The following is a 15,138-nucleotide window of genomic DNA, read 5'->3' on the forward strand; positions in this document are numbered from 1 at the left end:
CAGGGCCCGGAAGCCGGGCCGAGGAGGCGGGTCCAGGAGCCCGGCCCGGGAGGCGAGCCCGGGAGCCGGGCCGACGAGGCGGGCCGACGAGGCCTGCGGACCGGCCCCGCTCGGTAAAACCGCTGGTCCCCGAGGCCCGGCGACGCTACCGTCCCCGCCATGACCACCGTAGAGGTACAGATCGAACCCTGGACGGACGCCGACCTCGCGCTGCTGCGCCGGGTCAACACGCCGGAGATGAAGAAGCACGTCGGCGGACCGGAGACCGAGGAGCAGCTGCTCCACCGGCACCGGCGCTACCTGGACTTCATCCCGTCCGCCCTGGGTTGCATGTACCGGATCGTGCTGCTGCCCGAGGGCGAGGCGGTCGGGACGGTCGGCTACGGCACCCGGACGTGGGAGGGCGAGACCGTGCACGAGATGGGGTGGAACGTGCTGCCCGGCCACCAGGGGCGGGGCATCGCCGTCGCCGCCACCCGGGCCGCCGTCGAGGCCGCCCGGCGCGAGGCCGCGCACCGCCATCTGCACGCGTTCCCGTCGGTGGACAACCCCGCCTCCAACGCGGTCTGCGCGAAGGCCGGGTTCACCCTGCTCGGCCAGAGCGACTTCGAGTTCCCGCCCGGGCGGTTCATGCGCAGCAACAACTGGCGGGTGGACCTGCGCAGTTGAGACCGCCTCGGCACGGAAACCGGTTCAGCCGACCCCGGACGAGAGGCCGCCCAGCCGGCTGCGGGCTCACCGGGTCAGAAGAGGGTGCCGCGCTCCAGCTCCAGCAGCCAGCGCTTGCGGTCCACGCCCGCGGCGAAGCCGGTGAGCGAGCCGTTGGCGCCCATCACCCGGTGACAGGGGCGGACGATCAGCAGCGGGTTCGCGCCCACCGCGCCGCCGACCGCCCGCACCATGCGTGGCTCCTGCCCGGCCAGCTCGGCGAGTTGGCCGTAGGTGACGGTCGTGCCGTACGGGATCTCGTCCAGCGCGGCCCAGATCCGGCGGCGGAACTCGGTGCCCTCCGGCGCGAGCGGAAGGTCGAAGGTGGTGCGCCGGCCGGCGAAGTAGGCGGTCAGCTGGGTCACCGGCTCGGCGAGGGCCTCGGGGTCGAGCACCCAGTCGTCGGCGGGCTCGGCCAGCGCGTACTTCTGGCCGGGCGCGGTGACGGTGGCCAGGGCCGCCGCACCGCCGTCCTCCGGCAGCACACCGCTGAGCAGCAGCTGGCCGAAGGGGCTCTCCATGGTGGTGTAGACGGTGGTGCTCATGCCGGGTCGTTCTCCGTTCCGGTACTGATGATGGCGCTGGTGCTGGTGCTGGTGCTCGCGGGGCCGGCCCACAGCCGGTGGACGGCGTAGGAGCGCCACGGGGCCCAGGCCCCGGCCGCGCAGGCGGCGGACTTCGGGTCGCCGGCGGCGCCGAGCCGGGTCAGGCCGTGCTTGACGCCCACGTCGCTCGGGAGGAAGACGTCGGGGTCGGCGAGGGCCCGCATCCGCAGGTAGCCGACCGTCCAGGGGCCGATCCCGGGCAGGGCCAGCAGCTGGGCCGCCGCCTCCTCGCGGTCGGCCCCGCTGTCGAGGCGGACCACACCCTCGGCGAGCGCGGCGCACAGGCCGGTGAGCGCGCGGCGACGGGCCGCGGGCATCGCGAAGTCCTCCGGGTCGGCGGTGGCCAGGGCCGCCGCCGTCGGGAAGAGCAGCCGCAGGCCGCCACTCGGCTCGGGCAGTGCGGCGCCGTACTTCTCGGCGAGCCGGCCCGCCAGGGTGCGGGCGGCACCGACGGTGATCTGCTGGCCGAGGACGGCGCGCACGGCGAGCTCGTGCGGATCCACATGGCCGGGCGAGCGCAGGCCGGGGCGCTCGCGGACCAGCAGGCCGAGCACCGGGTCGGCGCCGAGCTGTTCGTCGACGGTGTCCGGGTCGGCGTCCAGGTCGAAGAGGATGCGCAGGCGCTGGACGGCGGTCGGCAGGTCGCGCAGGTCGGCGAGCAGCAGGCGGCAGTCGAGCCAGCCGCGGGTGCGCGGCTCGCCCGGCGCGAGGCCGTCGACTTCGGCGATGCCGTGCCCGTACGGGAGCGCGAGGGTGCGCCGGTAGGTGCGCACGCCGGGGCGCGCGCTGGGTACGACCTCCTCCACGCCGGGGACGGCACGCAGGGCGAGGAAGTCGATCAGGTGGTCGCTGTCGATCGCGCCGCGGTAGGCGAGGCGCAGGGTGAGGCCGCCTGCCGGGGTCGCGGTGCGGCGGCCGGCCGCGACCTCGGCGCGCAGGCTGGTCGGGGTGCGGTCGTAGACCTCGCGGACGGTGTCGTTGAACTGGCGGACGGAGGCGAAGCCGGCCGCGAACGCGATGTCGGTGACGGGCAGCTCGGTGGTCTGCAGCAGGAGGCGGGCGGTCTGGGCGCGGCGGGCGCGGGCCAGGGCGATCGGGCCGGCGCCGAGCTCGGCGGTGAGCTGGCGCTGCAGCTGGCGGGCGCTGTAGCCGAGGCGGTCGGCCAGGCCCGCGACACCCTCGCGGTCCACCACACCGTCGCCGATCAGGCGCATCGCGCGACCGACCAGGTCGGCGCGGTGGTTCCACTCCGGGGAGCCCGGCACCGAGTCGGGGCGGCAGCGGCGGCAGGCACGGAAGCCCGCGCCCTGGGCGGCCGCGGCGCTGGGGTAGAAGCGGCAGTTGGCGCGCTTGGGGGTCACGGCGGGGCAGCTCGGTCGGCAGTAGATTCCGGTGGAGGTGACGGCCGTGAAGAAGACCCCGTCGAAACGGGCGTCGCGGCTGTCCACGGCTCGGTACCGGATGTCGTCGTCGATCACGTTGTCCAGTTTGCGGCACCGGGTGGGGGGTGACTGGCGGGAATCGGACATCGCCGTTCGGGGGGCCCTCCCCCTCCCCCTCCCTCCCACCCGCCGCCACCTCCGCCCTCCGCCTTCCGCCTTCCGCCTTCCGCCTTCCGCCTTCCGCCCATGCCGGGGCCTCACAGGGCCCGGGTCCCCTGCCCGGGTCCCCTGGGTCGCTCAGGTCACCTCGTCGCGCCGCCCGGCGACCCAGAGGCCCCAAGGGCCCAGAGGCGCGGGCGGTCCGGACCGCCCGCGCCCACCGCACCCCGGGCAAACCGTGGGCGAGTCGGGTCCAACCAGCTCAGGTCAGCGCTTCACCGGACCTCCCGCAGCACGCATCGACTTGGTGATCGTCTTCCACTTGTTCAGCCGGGCCTTGGCCACCCGGGCGTCCGAGCGCGAGGCGATCCACTCGTTCTCGCGCTGGAGCTTGAGGTAGCTGTCCATCCGGCGCTGCGGCAGCGTGCCGTCGGCCAGCGCCGCCCGGACCGCGCAGCCGGGCTCGGTGTGGTGATTGCAGTCGTGGAAGCGGCACTGCTCGGCCAGCTCGGCTATGTCGGCGAAGGCCAGGTCCACTCCCTCGCCACCGTAGAGGCCGACCTCGCGCAGCCCGGGGGTGTCGATCAGCACGCCCCCGCCGGGCAGTGCCGCCAGTTCGCGGGTGGTCGTGGTGTGGCGGCCCTTCTGGTCGACCGAGCGGGCCTCCTGGACGGCCATCACCTCGGAGCCGACCAGCGCATTGGTGAGGGTGGACTTGCCGACGCCGGACTGGCCGATCACCACGGTGGTACCCGGGGCGCAGGCGCGGAGCACGTCGATGCCCTCGCCCGTCTCGGCGCTGACCACCAGCACAGTGACACCGGGTGCGACCGCCTCGACGTCGGCGCGGATGAACTCGGCGTCGTCGACCAGGTCGGCCTTGGTGAGGACGACCAGCGGTTCGGCGCCGGACTCCCAGGCCAGGGCGAGGAAGCGCTCGATCCGCCCGAGGTCGGGATCGGCCGCGAGCGAGGCGGCGATCAGGACGGTGTCGACGTTGGCCGCCAGCACCTGGCCGTCGGAGCGCTTGCCGGCCACCTTGCGGATGATCGCGGTGGAGCGCGGCAGCAGCGCGACGACGGCGGCCATCGGCTGGGCGTGCAGGTCGGCGGCGGCCCAGTCGCCCGTGCACGGGCAGTTGATCATGTCGGCGTCGCCCACCGGCCGGGTGTCGAGCCGGACGGTGCGCAGCTCGCCCGTCTCCGGGTCGGCCAGGACGGCGTCGCACTGGCCACGGTCGACCCGGACGATCCGGGCCGGGAGCAGCCCGGCCTCGGCGAGCGGGGCGAAGAGCTCGGCGCGCTCGGTCGTCCAGCCGTAGCGGGACAGCGGGGAGTCGTCGACGGAAGAGGGGGAGGCGAGGGAAGGAGAGTACGACGGAACGGAGGCAGCGTTGAACAACGCAGTGGCCCTTCGGGAGGAGATGGTCCCGGCGGGCTACGGCTGGCGCGGAAGGCTCAGCCTGCGGCCGGGAAAAGGAGGTGAACGCGCGTGCTGCCCAGGGCAGCTATCGGGGCGACAACGACCACGGGGTTCACCTCCTGCTCTCTACTCCTCGGGTGGCCCAACGGCCCCCGAACCGGACGCTGACACGCTAGCGGAACGACCGTGCGCGGCCAACGTATTTTTGACCTGCGGAAATGCGGCCGCGGCGGCCGGAAGTCGCTCGACAACGGCCCGACAGCGGGCCGGCAGCGCTCCGACAACGGGCCGAGAGCAGCGCGATAGGACAAGGCCGGCAGCAGGGGCCAGCAAGGACCAAACTTGGCCCCCCTACAGAACTCCCCTACCCGCCGTACCGGTGCTTGAGGTTCGGGTCGTCCAGCCACCAGGGCCGCATGCCGGTCTCCTCCTCCTCCGGCAGCCCCGCCGCCCGGGCCTCCGCGGCCGCCGCCTCGAAGCGGGCGTCCAGCTCGGCGTCCACGGCCTTGATCTCCTCGCGCCCCTGCACCACCATCCGCCGCACCAGCGCGGCCAGGAACGGCAGCCCGACGAGGTCCCCCAGGACCCAGAAGGCGTTGCCGCCCCAGGTCTGGTCCTGCGCCAGGCTCGGCCCCCAGGGCCGCCCGAGCGCCACGTAGTAGTGCTCGGCGACGAGGTGGCCGCCGTAGATCAGCACGATCCCCAGGCCCGCGTCGAAGATCACCTCGGCGAAGGTGATGAACAGCCCGACCAGGTGCGGGTACTCGTGCCCGACCGGGTCGATCTGCAGCCGCGGCCAGAAGTACGCCAGCCCGAGCAGCACCAGCGACAGGTGCAGCACCACGTTCCCGGCCCCGCTGGAGAGCGACCACTCGTACCAGGGCGTGAAGTAGAGCAGCCACGGCGGCGCCATCAGCAGCGCGGTCGAGACCGCCGGGAACATCAGCACCTTGGACGGCCGGCTGCGCAGCGCCCGCAGGACCCGCTCGCGGCGGTGCTCCGGCAAGGACTCGACCAGCAGCGAGATCGGCGCGCCGAGCGCCAGCAGCAGCGGGACGACCATGAGCAGCAGCACGACCTGCACCGCGCGGTCGGTGAAGAGGATCCGCTCGTACACGCCGAGGCCGGAACAGGTGCACCAGATCCACAGCAGCAGCCCGCCGAGGAAGGCGGCGGTGCGGGTGGGCTGCCAGCGCCCGCCGCCCCGGTGGACGGTGCGCACCGCGATCAGGTACCAGCCGCCGAGCAGCACCGAGAGCGCGAGCACCAGCGGTTCGAAGGTCCAGGAGGTGACCAGGTCGGACCACTGCCACGCGGGCGGTCCGCTGTACGCAAGCGCCGCGCCGTCCATCCGTCCACTCACCTCGTCCGCAACCGCCGGAAGGCACCGGGCGGGGGCCGCGGCGCCCGGCCATGATGTCCTCCCCCCACGGGGTCCGCCCCGGGCGGGGCCCACCTCTATACCTGGACCTGAACAAAGCTTTACCCAGCCCCAGCAAAGCTTTGCCCAGGCAAAGTTCTCCCCTCGCCGGCCCCGGGACCGCAACCGGCGCCGGACCGCGTTCGTCTGGCAGGATGCACCGTCGGCGATACCGGCCACGTGGGTGACAGCAAGGGGACGACAAGAGGTGCGAAGCACTGCACGCGGCGAGGGCCGCCGGCTGGCCGCGCGCCACCGCAACATCGAGCTGGGCCTGCTGGTCCTCGCGGTGGCCGTCTGTCTGGCGGGACACATCGACGCCTCGCTGGCACTGAGAGGCTCGATGCCTCCGGGGCTGCTGATACACGGGCTGTCCCTCGGGGCGCTGGCCGTGGCCGCGCACCTGGCGGTGCGGCGGTTCGCGCCGTACGCCGACCCGCTGATCCTGCCGATCGGGGTGTTCCTGACCGGCTTCGGGCTGGTGCTGCTGGACCGGCTGGACTTCAGCTACAAGGCCGCGCACGCGGCCAAGGGCGACTACCAGAAGCTCCCGGCCGCGCCCTCCCAGCTGATGTGGGTGTTCATCTCGGTGGCGGCGGCGATCGCGCTGATCGTCTTCGTCAAGCACCACCGCTTCTTCCAGCGGTACGTCTACCTGATGATGGCGGGCGCGCTGATCCTGCTGACCGCGCCGGTGTTCTCGCCGACCGACAGCTTCGGCGCCAAGCGGTGGATCAAGCTTCCCGGGCTGCCCTCCTTCGAGCCGGACGAGTTCGTGAAGGTCGCGATCACGATCTTCTTCGCGGGCTACCTGATGGCCAACCGGGACGCCCTGGCGCTGGCCGGGCGGAAGGTCTGGGGGATGACCCTGCCGCGCGGCCGGCACGCCGGTCCGGTGCTGGCGATCTGGGCGGTCAGCCTGCTGGTGCTGATCTTCGAGCGCGACCTGGGCACCTCGCTGATCTTCTTCGGCCTCTTCATCGTGATGCTGTACGTGGCGACCGAGCGCACCAGCTGGGTGGTGCTCGGCGTGATCATGGCGGTCGGCGGCGCGACGGTGGTCGGCACCCTGGAACCGCACGTGCACGGGCGTGTCGAGGCCTGGCTGCACCCGCTCGACTACTACAAGCCGGTGCACGACCCGGCGATCTCCGAACAGCCCGCCGAGGCACTGTTCAGCCTGGGCACCGGGCACATGACCGGGACCGGCCTGGGCTCGGGCCGGCCGTGGCTGATCGGCTTCGCCGGGCGCAGCGACTTCATCTTCACCACCATCGGCGAGGAGCTGGGCCTGGCCGGGGTGACGGCGGTGCTGCTGGTGTACGTGCTGCTGATCCAGCGCGGGCTGCGCACCGCGATCGGCCTGACCGACCCGTTCGGCAAGCTGCTAGCCACCGGCCTGTCGGCGGCGCTCGCGCTGCAGATCTTCGTGGTCGTCGGCGGCGTGAGCGGGCTGGTCCCGCTGACCGGCAAGGCGCTGCCGTTCCTGGCCGCCGGTGGCTCCTCGCTGCTGGCGAACTGGCTGATGATCGCGCTGCTGATCAAGCTGAGCGACTCCTCGGGCCGCACCGCCATGGAGCCGGCCCCGCCGAGCCCCGAGCCGGTCCTGGCACAGGCCGGCCCGGCCGACCGCTCCGCCGCGACCGCCCCGACCGCCCCGGGTCCGGGCGCAGGTCCGGGCGCGGGCCCCGGTACGGGCCCGGGCGCCGACCCGGCGGCACCGAGCCCGACCCTGGGCGGCCTCGCGGACCCCGGCGCCCCCACCGAGCTGCGCCCCGCGTTCGGCCGCACCCCGGCCACGCCGCAGCCCGGCGGCCCCCAGCCGGACGGCGCCCGGCCCTCGTACGGCTACCCGCCGGTCGCCGACCAGCCCACCCACGGCTACGGCCTGCCCCCGCAGTCCCCGTTCCCCCCGAACCCGACCGGCACCTGATCACCATCCGACCGCCACATCCGGCCGGAAGAACACACAGGGCCTCCCCCGCACCCGCGGGGGAGGCCCTGCCCGTATGTCCCGAAACGCCCGTCACCGCCGGCCGGCGCTCGAAACGCCCGTCACCACCGGCCGGCGCCCGGAACCGCCCGCTACCGCTGCTCCCACGGCGGCCGCGGCGGCCTGGGCGGGTAGCCCGGCAGCTGCCGCTCCGGCGGCGGCCCGGCCGGCCGGTCACTGTCCGGCGGCGGCGGGGCGGGCCGGTGGTGCGGCCCGCCGCGGGAGGTGAGGCGGCCGCGCACGTTGTCGGCGGCCAGTATGTCGGCCCACCGCTCGGGGTACTCTGCGGGCACGTCGACCTCGTCGACCTCCTCCTCGCCCCACTCCTCCTCGACGCCCTCGGCCAGGCCCAGCTCGCGGGCCCGCCGGGCCCGTTCGACGGCCCGTCGGGCGGCGACCTCGCGGACCACGGCGGCGGCGGCCTCCTCGTGGGCGCGCTCGTTCTCGGCGCGGGCGTCGGCGGTCTCCAGGGTGGGCCAGCGACGGTCTATGGCGGCGTTCATGGCGGCGCCGATGAGCACCGCGAGGGCCACTACGAAGATCCACAGCAGTACGGCCACCGGCGCGGCCAGCGAGCCGTACACCGAGGGGCCCTCGACCGAGCTGACCAGGTAGAGGCGCAGGCCGACGCTGCAGAAGACCAGCACCACCAGGGCGACCAGGGCGCCGGGGATGTCCTCGCGCCAGGGCGTGGAGACCGGTACGGCCAGGTGGTAGAGGGTGGTGAGGGAGACGATCAGCAGCAGGATCGCGACCGGCCAGTAGGCGGCGCCGACCAGCCCCGCGATGCCGGGCACGGCGTTCTCGACCAGTCCGGGCCCGGCCATCATCAGGGGCAGCACCAGCGAACCGATCACCAGGGCGCCGAGGTAGAGGCCGAGCGACATCGTGCGGGTCTTGACGATGCCGCGCTTGCCGTCCAGCCCGTACATGACGGTGATGGTGTCGATGAAGATGTAGAGCGCCCGGGATCCGGACCACAGCGACAGCAGGAAGCCGATCGAGATGAGGTCGGGCCGGGTGTGGTCGAAGACCTGGCTGAGCAGCGGTTTGACGACCTGGTTGACGGAGGAGTCCGACAGCACCGTCCCGGAGGCCGAGACGATGTCGTGCTTGAGCCGGTCGATGGTGCCCGCGCCGAGGAACTCGTCGAGATAGCCGAGGGTGGCGGCCAGGCCGAGCAGCAGCGGTGGGATCGACAGCAGGGTGAAGAAGGCCGCCTCCGCGGCGAGGCCGGTGACCCGGTACTCGACGCAGGTGTTGGTGGTGTCCCTGACCAACTCCCACACGGTGCGGCGCCAGGTGGCCTGTTTGGCCGCGCGCCGGGAGCCCTTGCCCCGGCGCCGGGAGACCCGCTCGGGATTCGGTCTGCTCGTATCGCCTGCTGCTTGCACAGGGCTAACGGTATCGGGCCCCGACAGCTGCGGTTGATCTCCCCGGGGGTACGGGCGCGTGACCGGACACCGGGCGGGGAGCGGCGGGAACCGTACGGCGTCCCGGATTCTGAAACTCCAGCGTCCAGCATTCGGATGTTAGTGGACCGCGAGTCCCGTGCCGTGCGAATCTCTTGCCATGTCTAGCGCCGGAACCACCCTGGTAGGTCGACTCCACGTCGATCTCCTTCGCGTGTCCAGCGCCATCTGTCCGGTGATCTGAGCCCACCCCGCCGCACCACCGCACCCGGCGCCGACCTCACGCCATCCCCCGCAGCAGCGGATGCGTAGGCGCCCGCCCGGCCCGGCCACTGCTCTCCCCGGTCCTGAGAAACCCGCAGGTCACAGCAGCACCGCAGCGTCGAGCACGCCCAGCGACCCACCCGGCTCCAGCACCACCTGCCCCGAAGGACTTCACCATGGCCACCTCCCCCGAGACCGCCGAGCCCACGGCCGACCGCACCGCCGCGCGCCGACCCGCCGCGGCTCGCAAGGTGACCCGCCACCGCGGCGAGGGCCAGTGGGGCATGGGCCACTTCACCCCTCTGAACGCCAACGAGCAGTTCAAGAAGGACGACGACGGTCTCAATGTGCGGACACGTATTGAGACGATCTACGCGCACCGGGGCTTCGACTCGATCGACCCCGCCGACCTGCGCGGCCGGATGCGCTGGTGGGGCCTCTACACCCAGCGCAAGGAGGGCATCGACGGCGGCAAGACCGCGATCCTGGACCCGCACGAGCTGGACGCCGAGTACTTCATGCTCCGGGTGCGCATCGACGGCGGCCGGCTGACCGTCCCCCAGCTGCGGGCCGTCGCCGAGGTCTCCGAGCAGTACGCCCGGGGCACCGCCGACCTGACCGACCGCCAGAACATCCAGTACCACTGGATCCGGATCGAGGACGTCCCGGCGATCTGGCGGAAGCTGGAGGCCGTCGGCCTGTCCACCACCGAGGCCTGCGGCGACACCCCGCGCGTCATCCTCGGCTCCCCGGTGGCCGGCGTCGCCCAGGACGAGATCATCGACGGCACCCCGGCCATCGAGGAGATCAACCGCCGCTTCATCGGCAACAAGGAATTCTCCAACCTGCCGCGCAAGTTCAAGAGCGCGATCTCCGGCTCCCCGCTGTTGGACGTCGCGCACGAGATCAACGACGTCGCCTTCGTCGGCGTGGTCCACCCCGAGCACGGGCCCGGCTTCGACCTGTGGGTCGGCGGCGGCCTGTCCACCAACCCGCGCCTGGGCGTGCGCCTGGGCGCCTGGGTCCCGCTGGAGCAGGTGCCGGACGTCTACGGCGGCGTGATCGGCATCTTCCGCGACTACGGCTACCGGCGCCTGCGCAACCGCGCCCGGCTGAAGTTCCTGGTCGCCGACTGGGGCGCGGAGAAGTTCCGTCAGGTGCTGGAGGACGAGTACCTGAAGCACAAGCTGGTCGACGGCCCCGCGCCCGTCGAGCCCGCCGCCCGCTGGCGCGACCACGTCGGCGTCCACCGGCAGAAGGACGGCCGGTTCTACATCGGCTTCGCCCCGCGCGTCGGCCGGGTCGACGGCAAGCTGCTCGGCCGGATCGCCGACCTCGCCGCCGACCACGGCAGCGACCGGGTGCGCACCACCGCCGAGCAGAAGATGCTGATCCTCGACATCGCCGAGGAGCACGTCGAGTCGGTCGTGGCCGGCCTGGAGGCGCTCGACCTGCGGGTCACCCCCTCGCCGTTCCGCCGCGGCACCATGGCCTGCACCGGCATCGAGTACTGCAAGCTCGCCATCGTCGAGACCAAGGAGCGCGGCCGCACCCTGATCGACGAACTGGAGCAGCGCCTGCCGGAGTTCGCCGAGCCGCTGACCATCAACATCAACGGCTGCCCGAACGCCTGCGCCCGCATCCAGGTCGCCGACATCGGCCTCAAGGGCCAGCTGGTCACCGACGAGGACGGCAACCAGGTCGAGGGCTACCAGGTCCACCTGGGCGGCGCGCTCGGGCTGGAGGCCGGCTTCGGCCGCAAGGTCCGCGGTCTCAAGGTCACCAGCGCCGGCCTGCCCGACTACGTCGAGCGCCTGCTGACCCGCTACCAGGGCGACCGCGCCGAGGGCGAGCGCTTCGCCCAGTGGGCGGCCCGGGCCACCGAGGAGCAGCTGTCGTGAGCGAGAGAGCCGCTCCGTTCTTCTGCCCCTACTGCGGGGACGAGGACCTGCGCCCGTCCGAGGCCGGGCACGGCGCCTGGGAGTGCCACGGCTGCCGCCGTGCCTTCCAGTTGAAGTTCCTCGGCCTGCTGTCACCGACCAACGGGGGTGCGTCCCATGAGCGGCACGACGACTGACTACGAGGAGATCGCCGTCCGCGCCGGCCGCGAGCTGGAGGAGGCCACGCCGCAGGAGATCCTGCGCTGGGCCGCCGACACCTTCGGCAAGCGGTTCTGCGTCACCTCCTCGATGGAGGACGCGGTGGTCGCCCACCTCGCCTCCTCGGTGTTCCCCGGCGTGGACGTGGTGTTCCTGGACACCGGCTACCACTTCGCGGAGACCATCGGCACCCGCGACGCGGTGGCCGCGACCATGCCGGTCAACGTCATCACGCTCACGCCGCTGAAGACGGTCGCCGAGCAGGACGCCGAGCACGGGCCGAACCTGCACGACCGCGACCCGGACCTGTGCTGCTCGCTGCGCAAGGTCGAGCCGCTCAACCGCGGCCTCGGCGGCTACGACGCCTGGGCCACCGGGCTGCGCCGCGACGAGTCGCCGACCCGCGCCAGCACCCCGGTGGTGGCCTGGGACCCCAAGCGCCGCAAGGTCAAGATCGCCCCGATCGCCCGGTGGACGCAGGAGGACGTGGACGCCTACGTCGCCGCCAACGGCGTGCTGCTCAACCCGCTGCTGTGGGAGGGCTACACCTCGATCGGCTGCTCGCCGCTGTCCTGCACCCGCAAGCCCGCCGAGGGCGAGGACGCCCGGGCCGGCCGCTGGTCCGGCTCCGGCAAGACCGAGTGCGGCATCCACCTCTGATCAGCCATCACTTCTCGCGTAAGGAAGACACCGTGACAGCTCACACCCTGGCCGCCGATGGAGCCGCAGAGGCGGCCCGCGCGGCCGCCCCCTGCGAGCGCGGCGCCACCGTGTGGCTGACCGGGCTGCCGAGCGCCGGCAAGACCACGCTGGCCTTCTCGCTGGCCGAGCGGCTGCGCGCCGAGGGCCACCGGGTCGAGGTCCTGGACGGCGACGAGATCCGCGAGTTCCTCTCCAAGGGCCTCGGCTTCTCCCGCGAGGACCGGCACACCAACGTCACCCGGATCGGCTTCGTCGCCGAGAAGCTCGCCGCCAACGGCGTCAAGGTGCTCGCGCCGGTGATCGCCCCGTTCGCCGACTCCCGCGCCGCCGTGCGCGAGCGCCACGCCGCGGCCGGCACCGAGTTCCTGGAGATCCACGTCGCCACCCCGGTCGAGCTGTGCTCGGACCGCGATGTCAAGGGCCTGTACGCCAAGCAGGCCGCCGGTGAGATCTCGGGTCTCACCGGCGTGGACGACCCGTACGAGGCCCCGGACAACCCGGAGCTGCGTATCCAGACGCAGGGCCGCGCGGTCACCGAGTCCGCCGCCGAGCTGCACGCCTTCCTGACCGAGAGGGGTCTGGCATGACCACCGCGACCGACAGCCCGGTCCGCACCGAAGACACCCCCTTCGCGCTGTCCCACCTGGACGCGCTGGAGGCCGAGTCGGTGCACATCTTCCGCGAGGTCGCGGGGGAGTTCGAGCGCCCGGTGATCCTGTTCTCCGGCGGCAAGGACTCCATCGTCATGCTGCACCTGGCGCTCAAGGCCTTCCATCCGGCGCCGGTGCCCTTCTCCCTGCTGCACGTCGACACCGGGCACAACTTCCCCGAGGTCATCGCCTACCGCGACCGCGTCGTCGCGCAGCACAACCTGCGCCTGCACGTCGCCCACGTCCAGGACTTCATCGACCGCGGTGTGCTGCGCGAGCGCCCGGACGGCACCCGCAACCCGCTGCAGACCGTGCCGCTGCTCGACGCGATCGAGCAGAACCGTTTCGACGCGGTGTTCGGCGGCGGCCGCCGGGACGAGGAGAAGGCCCGCGCCAAGGAGCGCGTCTTCTCGCTGCGCGACGAGTTCGGCGCCTGGGACCCGCGCCGCCAGCGCCCCGAGCTGTGGTCGCTGTACAACGGCCGGCACGCGGTCGGCGAGCACGTGCGGGTCTTCCCGCTGTCCAACTGGACCGAGCTGGACGTCTGGCAGTACATCGAGCGCGAGGGCATCGAGCTGCCGGAGATCTACTACGCGCACGAGCGGGACGTCTTCGCCCGGGGCGGCATGTGGCTGACCGCCGGCGAGTGGGGCGGCCCCAAGGACAGCGAGCCCGTCGAGCGGCGGCTGATCCGCTACCGCACCGTCGGCGACATGTCCTGCACCGGCGCCGTTGACTCCGACGCCACCACCATCGAGGCCGTGATCGCCGAGATCGCCGCCAGCCGCCTCACCGAGCGCGGCGCCACCCGCGCCGACGACAAGCTGTCCGAGGCCGCGATGGAAGACCGCAAGCGCGAGGGGTACTTCTAAGATGACCAGCACCACCCGGGAAGCCACCGCCACGTCGCTGCTGCGCTTCGCCACCGCCGGCTCCGTCGACGACGGCAAGTCCACCCTGGTCGGCCGACTGCTGCACGACTCCAAGTCGGTGCTCGCCGACCAGCTGGAGGCCGTCGAACGCGTCTCCCTGGGTCGCGGCCAGGAGGCGCCCGACCTGGCGCTGCTCACCGACGGCCTGCGGGCCGAGCGCGAGCAGGGCATCACCATCGACGTCGCCTACCGCTACTTCGCCACCCCCCGGCGGCGGTTCATCCTCGCCGACACCCCCGGACACGTGCAGTACACCCGCAACATGGTGACCGGCGCCTCCACCGCCGAGCTCGCCGTCGTGCTGGTCGACGCCCGCAACGGCGTGGTCGAGCAGACCCGCCGGCACGCCGCCGTCGCCGCGCTGCTGCGGGTGCCGCACGTCGTCCTGGCCGTCAACAAGATGGACCTGGTCGACTACGCGGAGCCCGTCTTCGCCGCCATCGCCGAGGAGTTCACCGCCTACGCCGCCTCGCTCGGCGTGGGCGACGTCCTCGCCGTCCCGATCTCCGCCCTGGCCGGGGACAACGTCGTCGAGCCGTCCGCCCACATGGACTGGTACGGCGGCCCGACCCTGCTGGAGCACCTGGAGACCGTCCCGGTCGGCAGCGACCCCAGCCAGGAGGGCGCCCGCTTCCCGGTCCAGTACGTGATCCGGCCGCAGACCGAGGAGCACCCCGACTACCGCGGCTACGCGGGCCAGCTGGCCTCCGGCGTGCTGCGTGTCGGCGACAGCGTCACGGTGCTGCCCTCCGGCCGGACCAGCACGGTCGCCGGGATCGACGCGCTCGGCCGCCAGAGCGACATCGCCTGGGCGCCCCAGTCGGTCACCGTCCGCCTCACCGACGAGCTCGACATCTCCCGCGGCGACCTGATCGCCGCCGGGGCGGCCCCTGCCCCCACCCAGGACATCGAGGCCACCGTCAGCCACCTCAACGAGCGGCCGCTGCGCGCCGGGGACAAGGTGCTGCTCAAGCACACCACCCGCACGGTGCGCGCGCTGGTCAAGGAGATCTCCTACCGGATCGACATCGACACTCTCGAACGACGCTCCGGCGCCGAGGGGTTGAACGTCAACGACATCGGCCACGTGCGGCTGCGCACCGCTGAGCCGCTGGCCCTCGACACCTACGCCGACAACCGCCGCACCGGCTCGTTCCTGCTGATCGACCCGGCCGACGGCACCACCCTCACCGCCGGGATGGCGGGCGAGGCCTTCGAGACCGTACGCACCAACGACGCACCCGACGCACCCGACGAGGAGGACTGGGTCTGATGCCCAGCGAGGCGTTCTCGAGCATGGACAAGGAAGGCGGCCGCATCGGCAGCGGCGCCCTCGGCAGCGGCCAGGGCGGCTTGACCCGATGTGTGGGCCGACAGGGCTGAGAACGCC

At 72.8% G+C, this 15,138-nt stretch carries 14 protein-coding genes; 9 read left to right on the top strand and 5 right to left on the bottom strand.

Going from position 1 to position 15,138, the window contains the following annotated elements:
- The first annotated feature begins 159 nt into the window (after positions 1–159).
- On the top strand, positions 160–669 hold the full coding sequence (locus ACGF12_RS10990; RefSeq protein ID WP_393027989.1) for a GNAT family N-acetyltransferase: 510 nt from the start codon (positions 160–162) through the stop codon (positions 667–669).
- Positions 670–743: 74 nt separating this feature from the next.
- Here the strand turns inward: ACGF12_RS10990 and ACGF12_RS10995 are convergent, their stop codons facing one another.
- The 4 genes from ACGF12_RS10995 to ACGF12_RS11010 all read right to left on the bottom strand — a co-directional run bounded on the left by ACGF12_RS10995 (position 744) and on the right by ACGF12_RS11010 (position 5,627).
- The gene (locus ACGF12_RS10995) at positions 744–1,253 is read right to left on the bottom strand and encodes a methylated-DNA--[protein]-cysteine S-methyltransferase (protein WP_393027990.1); all 510 of its coding nucleotides are present in this window, start codon (positions 1,251–1,253) and stop codon (positions 744–746) included.
- Positions 1,250–2,842, bottom strand: a complete 1,593-nt coding sequence (locus ACGF12_RS11000; RefSeq protein WP_393027991.1) for a DNA-3-methyladenine glycosylase 2 family protein — start codon at positions 2,840–2,842, stop codon at positions 1,250–1,252. Before ACGF12_RS11000 ends, ACGF12_RS10995 begins: the two co-directional genes overlap by 4 nt.
- Before the next feature lie 279 nt (positions 2,843–3,121).
- Positions 3,122–4,255, bottom strand: a complete 1,134-nt coding sequence (gene rsgA, locus ACGF12_RS11005) for a ribosome small subunit-dependent GTPase A (protein WP_393027992.1) — start codon at positions 4,253–4,255, stop codon at positions 3,122–3,124.
- Between the two features lie 385 nt (positions 4,256–4,640).
- Positions 4,641–5,627, bottom strand: a complete 987-nt coding sequence (locus ACGF12_RS11010; RefSeq protein ID WP_393027993.1) for a cytochrome c oxidase assembly protein — start codon at positions 5,625–5,627, stop codon at positions 4,641–4,643.
- A 277-nt stretch (positions 5,628–5,904) separates the two neighbouring features.
- On the opposite strand from ACGF12_RS11010, the gene ACGF12_RS11015 reads away from it, so the two are divergent.
- Positions 5,905–7,629: an FtsW/RodA/SpoVE family cell cycle protein gene (locus ACGF12_RS11015; protein WP_393027994.1), complete on the top strand. Its 1,725-nt coding sequence runs from the start codon at positions 5,905–5,907 to the stop codon at positions 7,627–7,629.
- 152 nt (positions 7,630–7,781) lie between these two features.
- Here the strand turns inward: ACGF12_RS11015 and ACGF12_RS11020 are convergent, their stop codons facing one another.
- A complete protein-coding gene (locus ACGF12_RS11020) occupies positions 7,782–9,083 on the bottom strand; it encodes a YihY/virulence factor BrkB family protein (protein WP_393027995.1) in 1,302 nt (433 codons plus the stop codon).
- 178 nt (positions 9,084–9,261) lie between these two features.
- Here ACGF12_RS11020 and ACGF12_RS11025 point away from each other — a divergent pair, with 178 nt between their 5' ends.
- The 7 genes from ACGF12_RS11025 (at position 9,262) to ACGF12_RS11055 (ending at position 15,021) form a co-directional block, all read left to right on the top strand.
- A complete protein-coding gene (locus ACGF12_RS11025) occupies positions 9,262–9,345 on the top strand; it encodes a putative leader peptide (RefSeq protein WP_317621159.1) in 84 nt (27 codons plus the stop codon).
- 196 nt (positions 9,346–9,541) lie between these two features.
- Complete coding sequence (locus tag ACGF12_RS11030; protein ID WP_393027996.1) at positions 9,542–11,266, top strand: nitrite/sulfite reductase; 1,725 nt, start codon at positions 9,542–9,544, stop codon at positions 11,264–11,266.
- Positions 11,263–11,442 (top strand): hypothetical protein, encoded by a 180-nt coding sequence (locus ACGF12_RS11035; protein WP_387628996.1) that lies wholly within the window; start codon positions 11,263–11,265, stop codon positions 11,440–11,442. The genes ACGF12_RS11030 and ACGF12_RS11035 overlap by 4 nt, the downstream gene beginning before the upstream one ends.
- Positions 11,423–12,124: a phosphoadenylyl-sulfate reductase gene (locus tag ACGF12_RS11040; protein ID WP_393027997.1), complete on the top strand. Its 702-nt coding sequence runs from the start codon at positions 11,423–11,425 to the stop codon at positions 12,122–12,124. The genes ACGF12_RS11035 and ACGF12_RS11040 overlap by 20 nt, the downstream gene beginning before the upstream one ends.
- Before the next feature lie 47 nt (positions 12,125–12,171).
- Complete coding sequence (cysC, locus tag ACGF12_RS11045; protein ID WP_393028036.1) at positions 12,172–12,753, top strand: adenylyl-sulfate kinase; 582 nt, start codon at positions 12,172–12,174, stop codon at positions 12,751–12,753.
- A complete protein-coding gene (gene cysD / locus ACGF12_RS11050) occupies positions 12,750–13,688 on the top strand; it encodes a sulfate adenylyltransferase subunit CysD (RefSeq protein ID WP_393027998.1) in 939 nt (312 codons plus the stop codon). Before cysC ends, cysD begins: the two co-directional genes overlap by 4 nt.
- 1 nt (position 13,689) lies before the next feature.
- Entirely contained in the window at positions 13,690–15,021 is a 1,332-nt protein-coding gene (locus ACGF12_RS11055; protein WP_393027999.1) for a sulfate adenylyltransferase subunit 1, read from the top strand.
- Positions 15,022–15,138: the final 117 nt, after the last annotated feature.

The sequence above is a fragment of the Kitasatospora sp. NPDC048296 genome, from assembly GCF_043201815.1.
In the GTDB taxonomy this organism is placed as follows: Bacteria; Actinomycetota; Actinomycetes; order Streptomycetales; family Streptomycetaceae; genus Kitasatospora.

Bases quoted from the DNA above. Each gene is read 5' to 3' on its own strand.
- ACGF12_RS11000 (WP_393027991.1), bottom strand. From the start codon at position 2,842: ATGTCCGATTCCCGCCAGTCACCCCCCACCCGGTGCCGCAAACTGGAC.
- ACGF12_RS11030 (WP_393027996.1), top strand. From the start codon at position 9,542: ATGGCCACCTCCCCCGAGACCGCCGAGCCCACGGCCGACCGCACCGCC.
- ACGF12_RS11010 (WP_393027993.1), bottom strand. From the start codon at position 5,627: ATGGACGGCGCGGCGCTTGCGTACAGCGGACCGCCCGCGTGGCAGTGG.
- ACGF12_RS11025 (WP_317621159.1), top strand. From the start codon at position 9,262: ATGTCTAGCGCCGGAACCACCCTGGTAGGTCGACTCCACGTCGATCTC.
- ACGF12_RS10995 (WP_393027990.1), bottom strand. From the start codon at position 1,253: ATGAGCACCACCGTCTACACCACCATGGAGAGCCCCTTCGGCCAGCTG.
- cysD (WP_393027998.1), top strand. From the start codon at position 12,750: ATGACCACCGCGACCGACAGCCCGGTCCGCACCGAAGACACCCCCTTC.
- ACGF12_RS10990 (WP_393027989.1), top strand. From the start codon at position 160: ATGACCACCGTAGAGGTACAGATCGAACCCTGGACGGACGCCGACCTC.
- ACGF12_RS11040 (WP_393027997.1), top strand. From the start codon at position 11,423: ATGAGCGGCACGACGACTGACTACGAGGAGATCGCCGTCCGCGCCGGC.
- ACGF12_RS11055 (WP_393027999.1), top strand. From the start codon at position 13,690: ATGACCAGCACCACCCGGGAAGCCACCGCCACGTCGCTGCTGCGCTTC.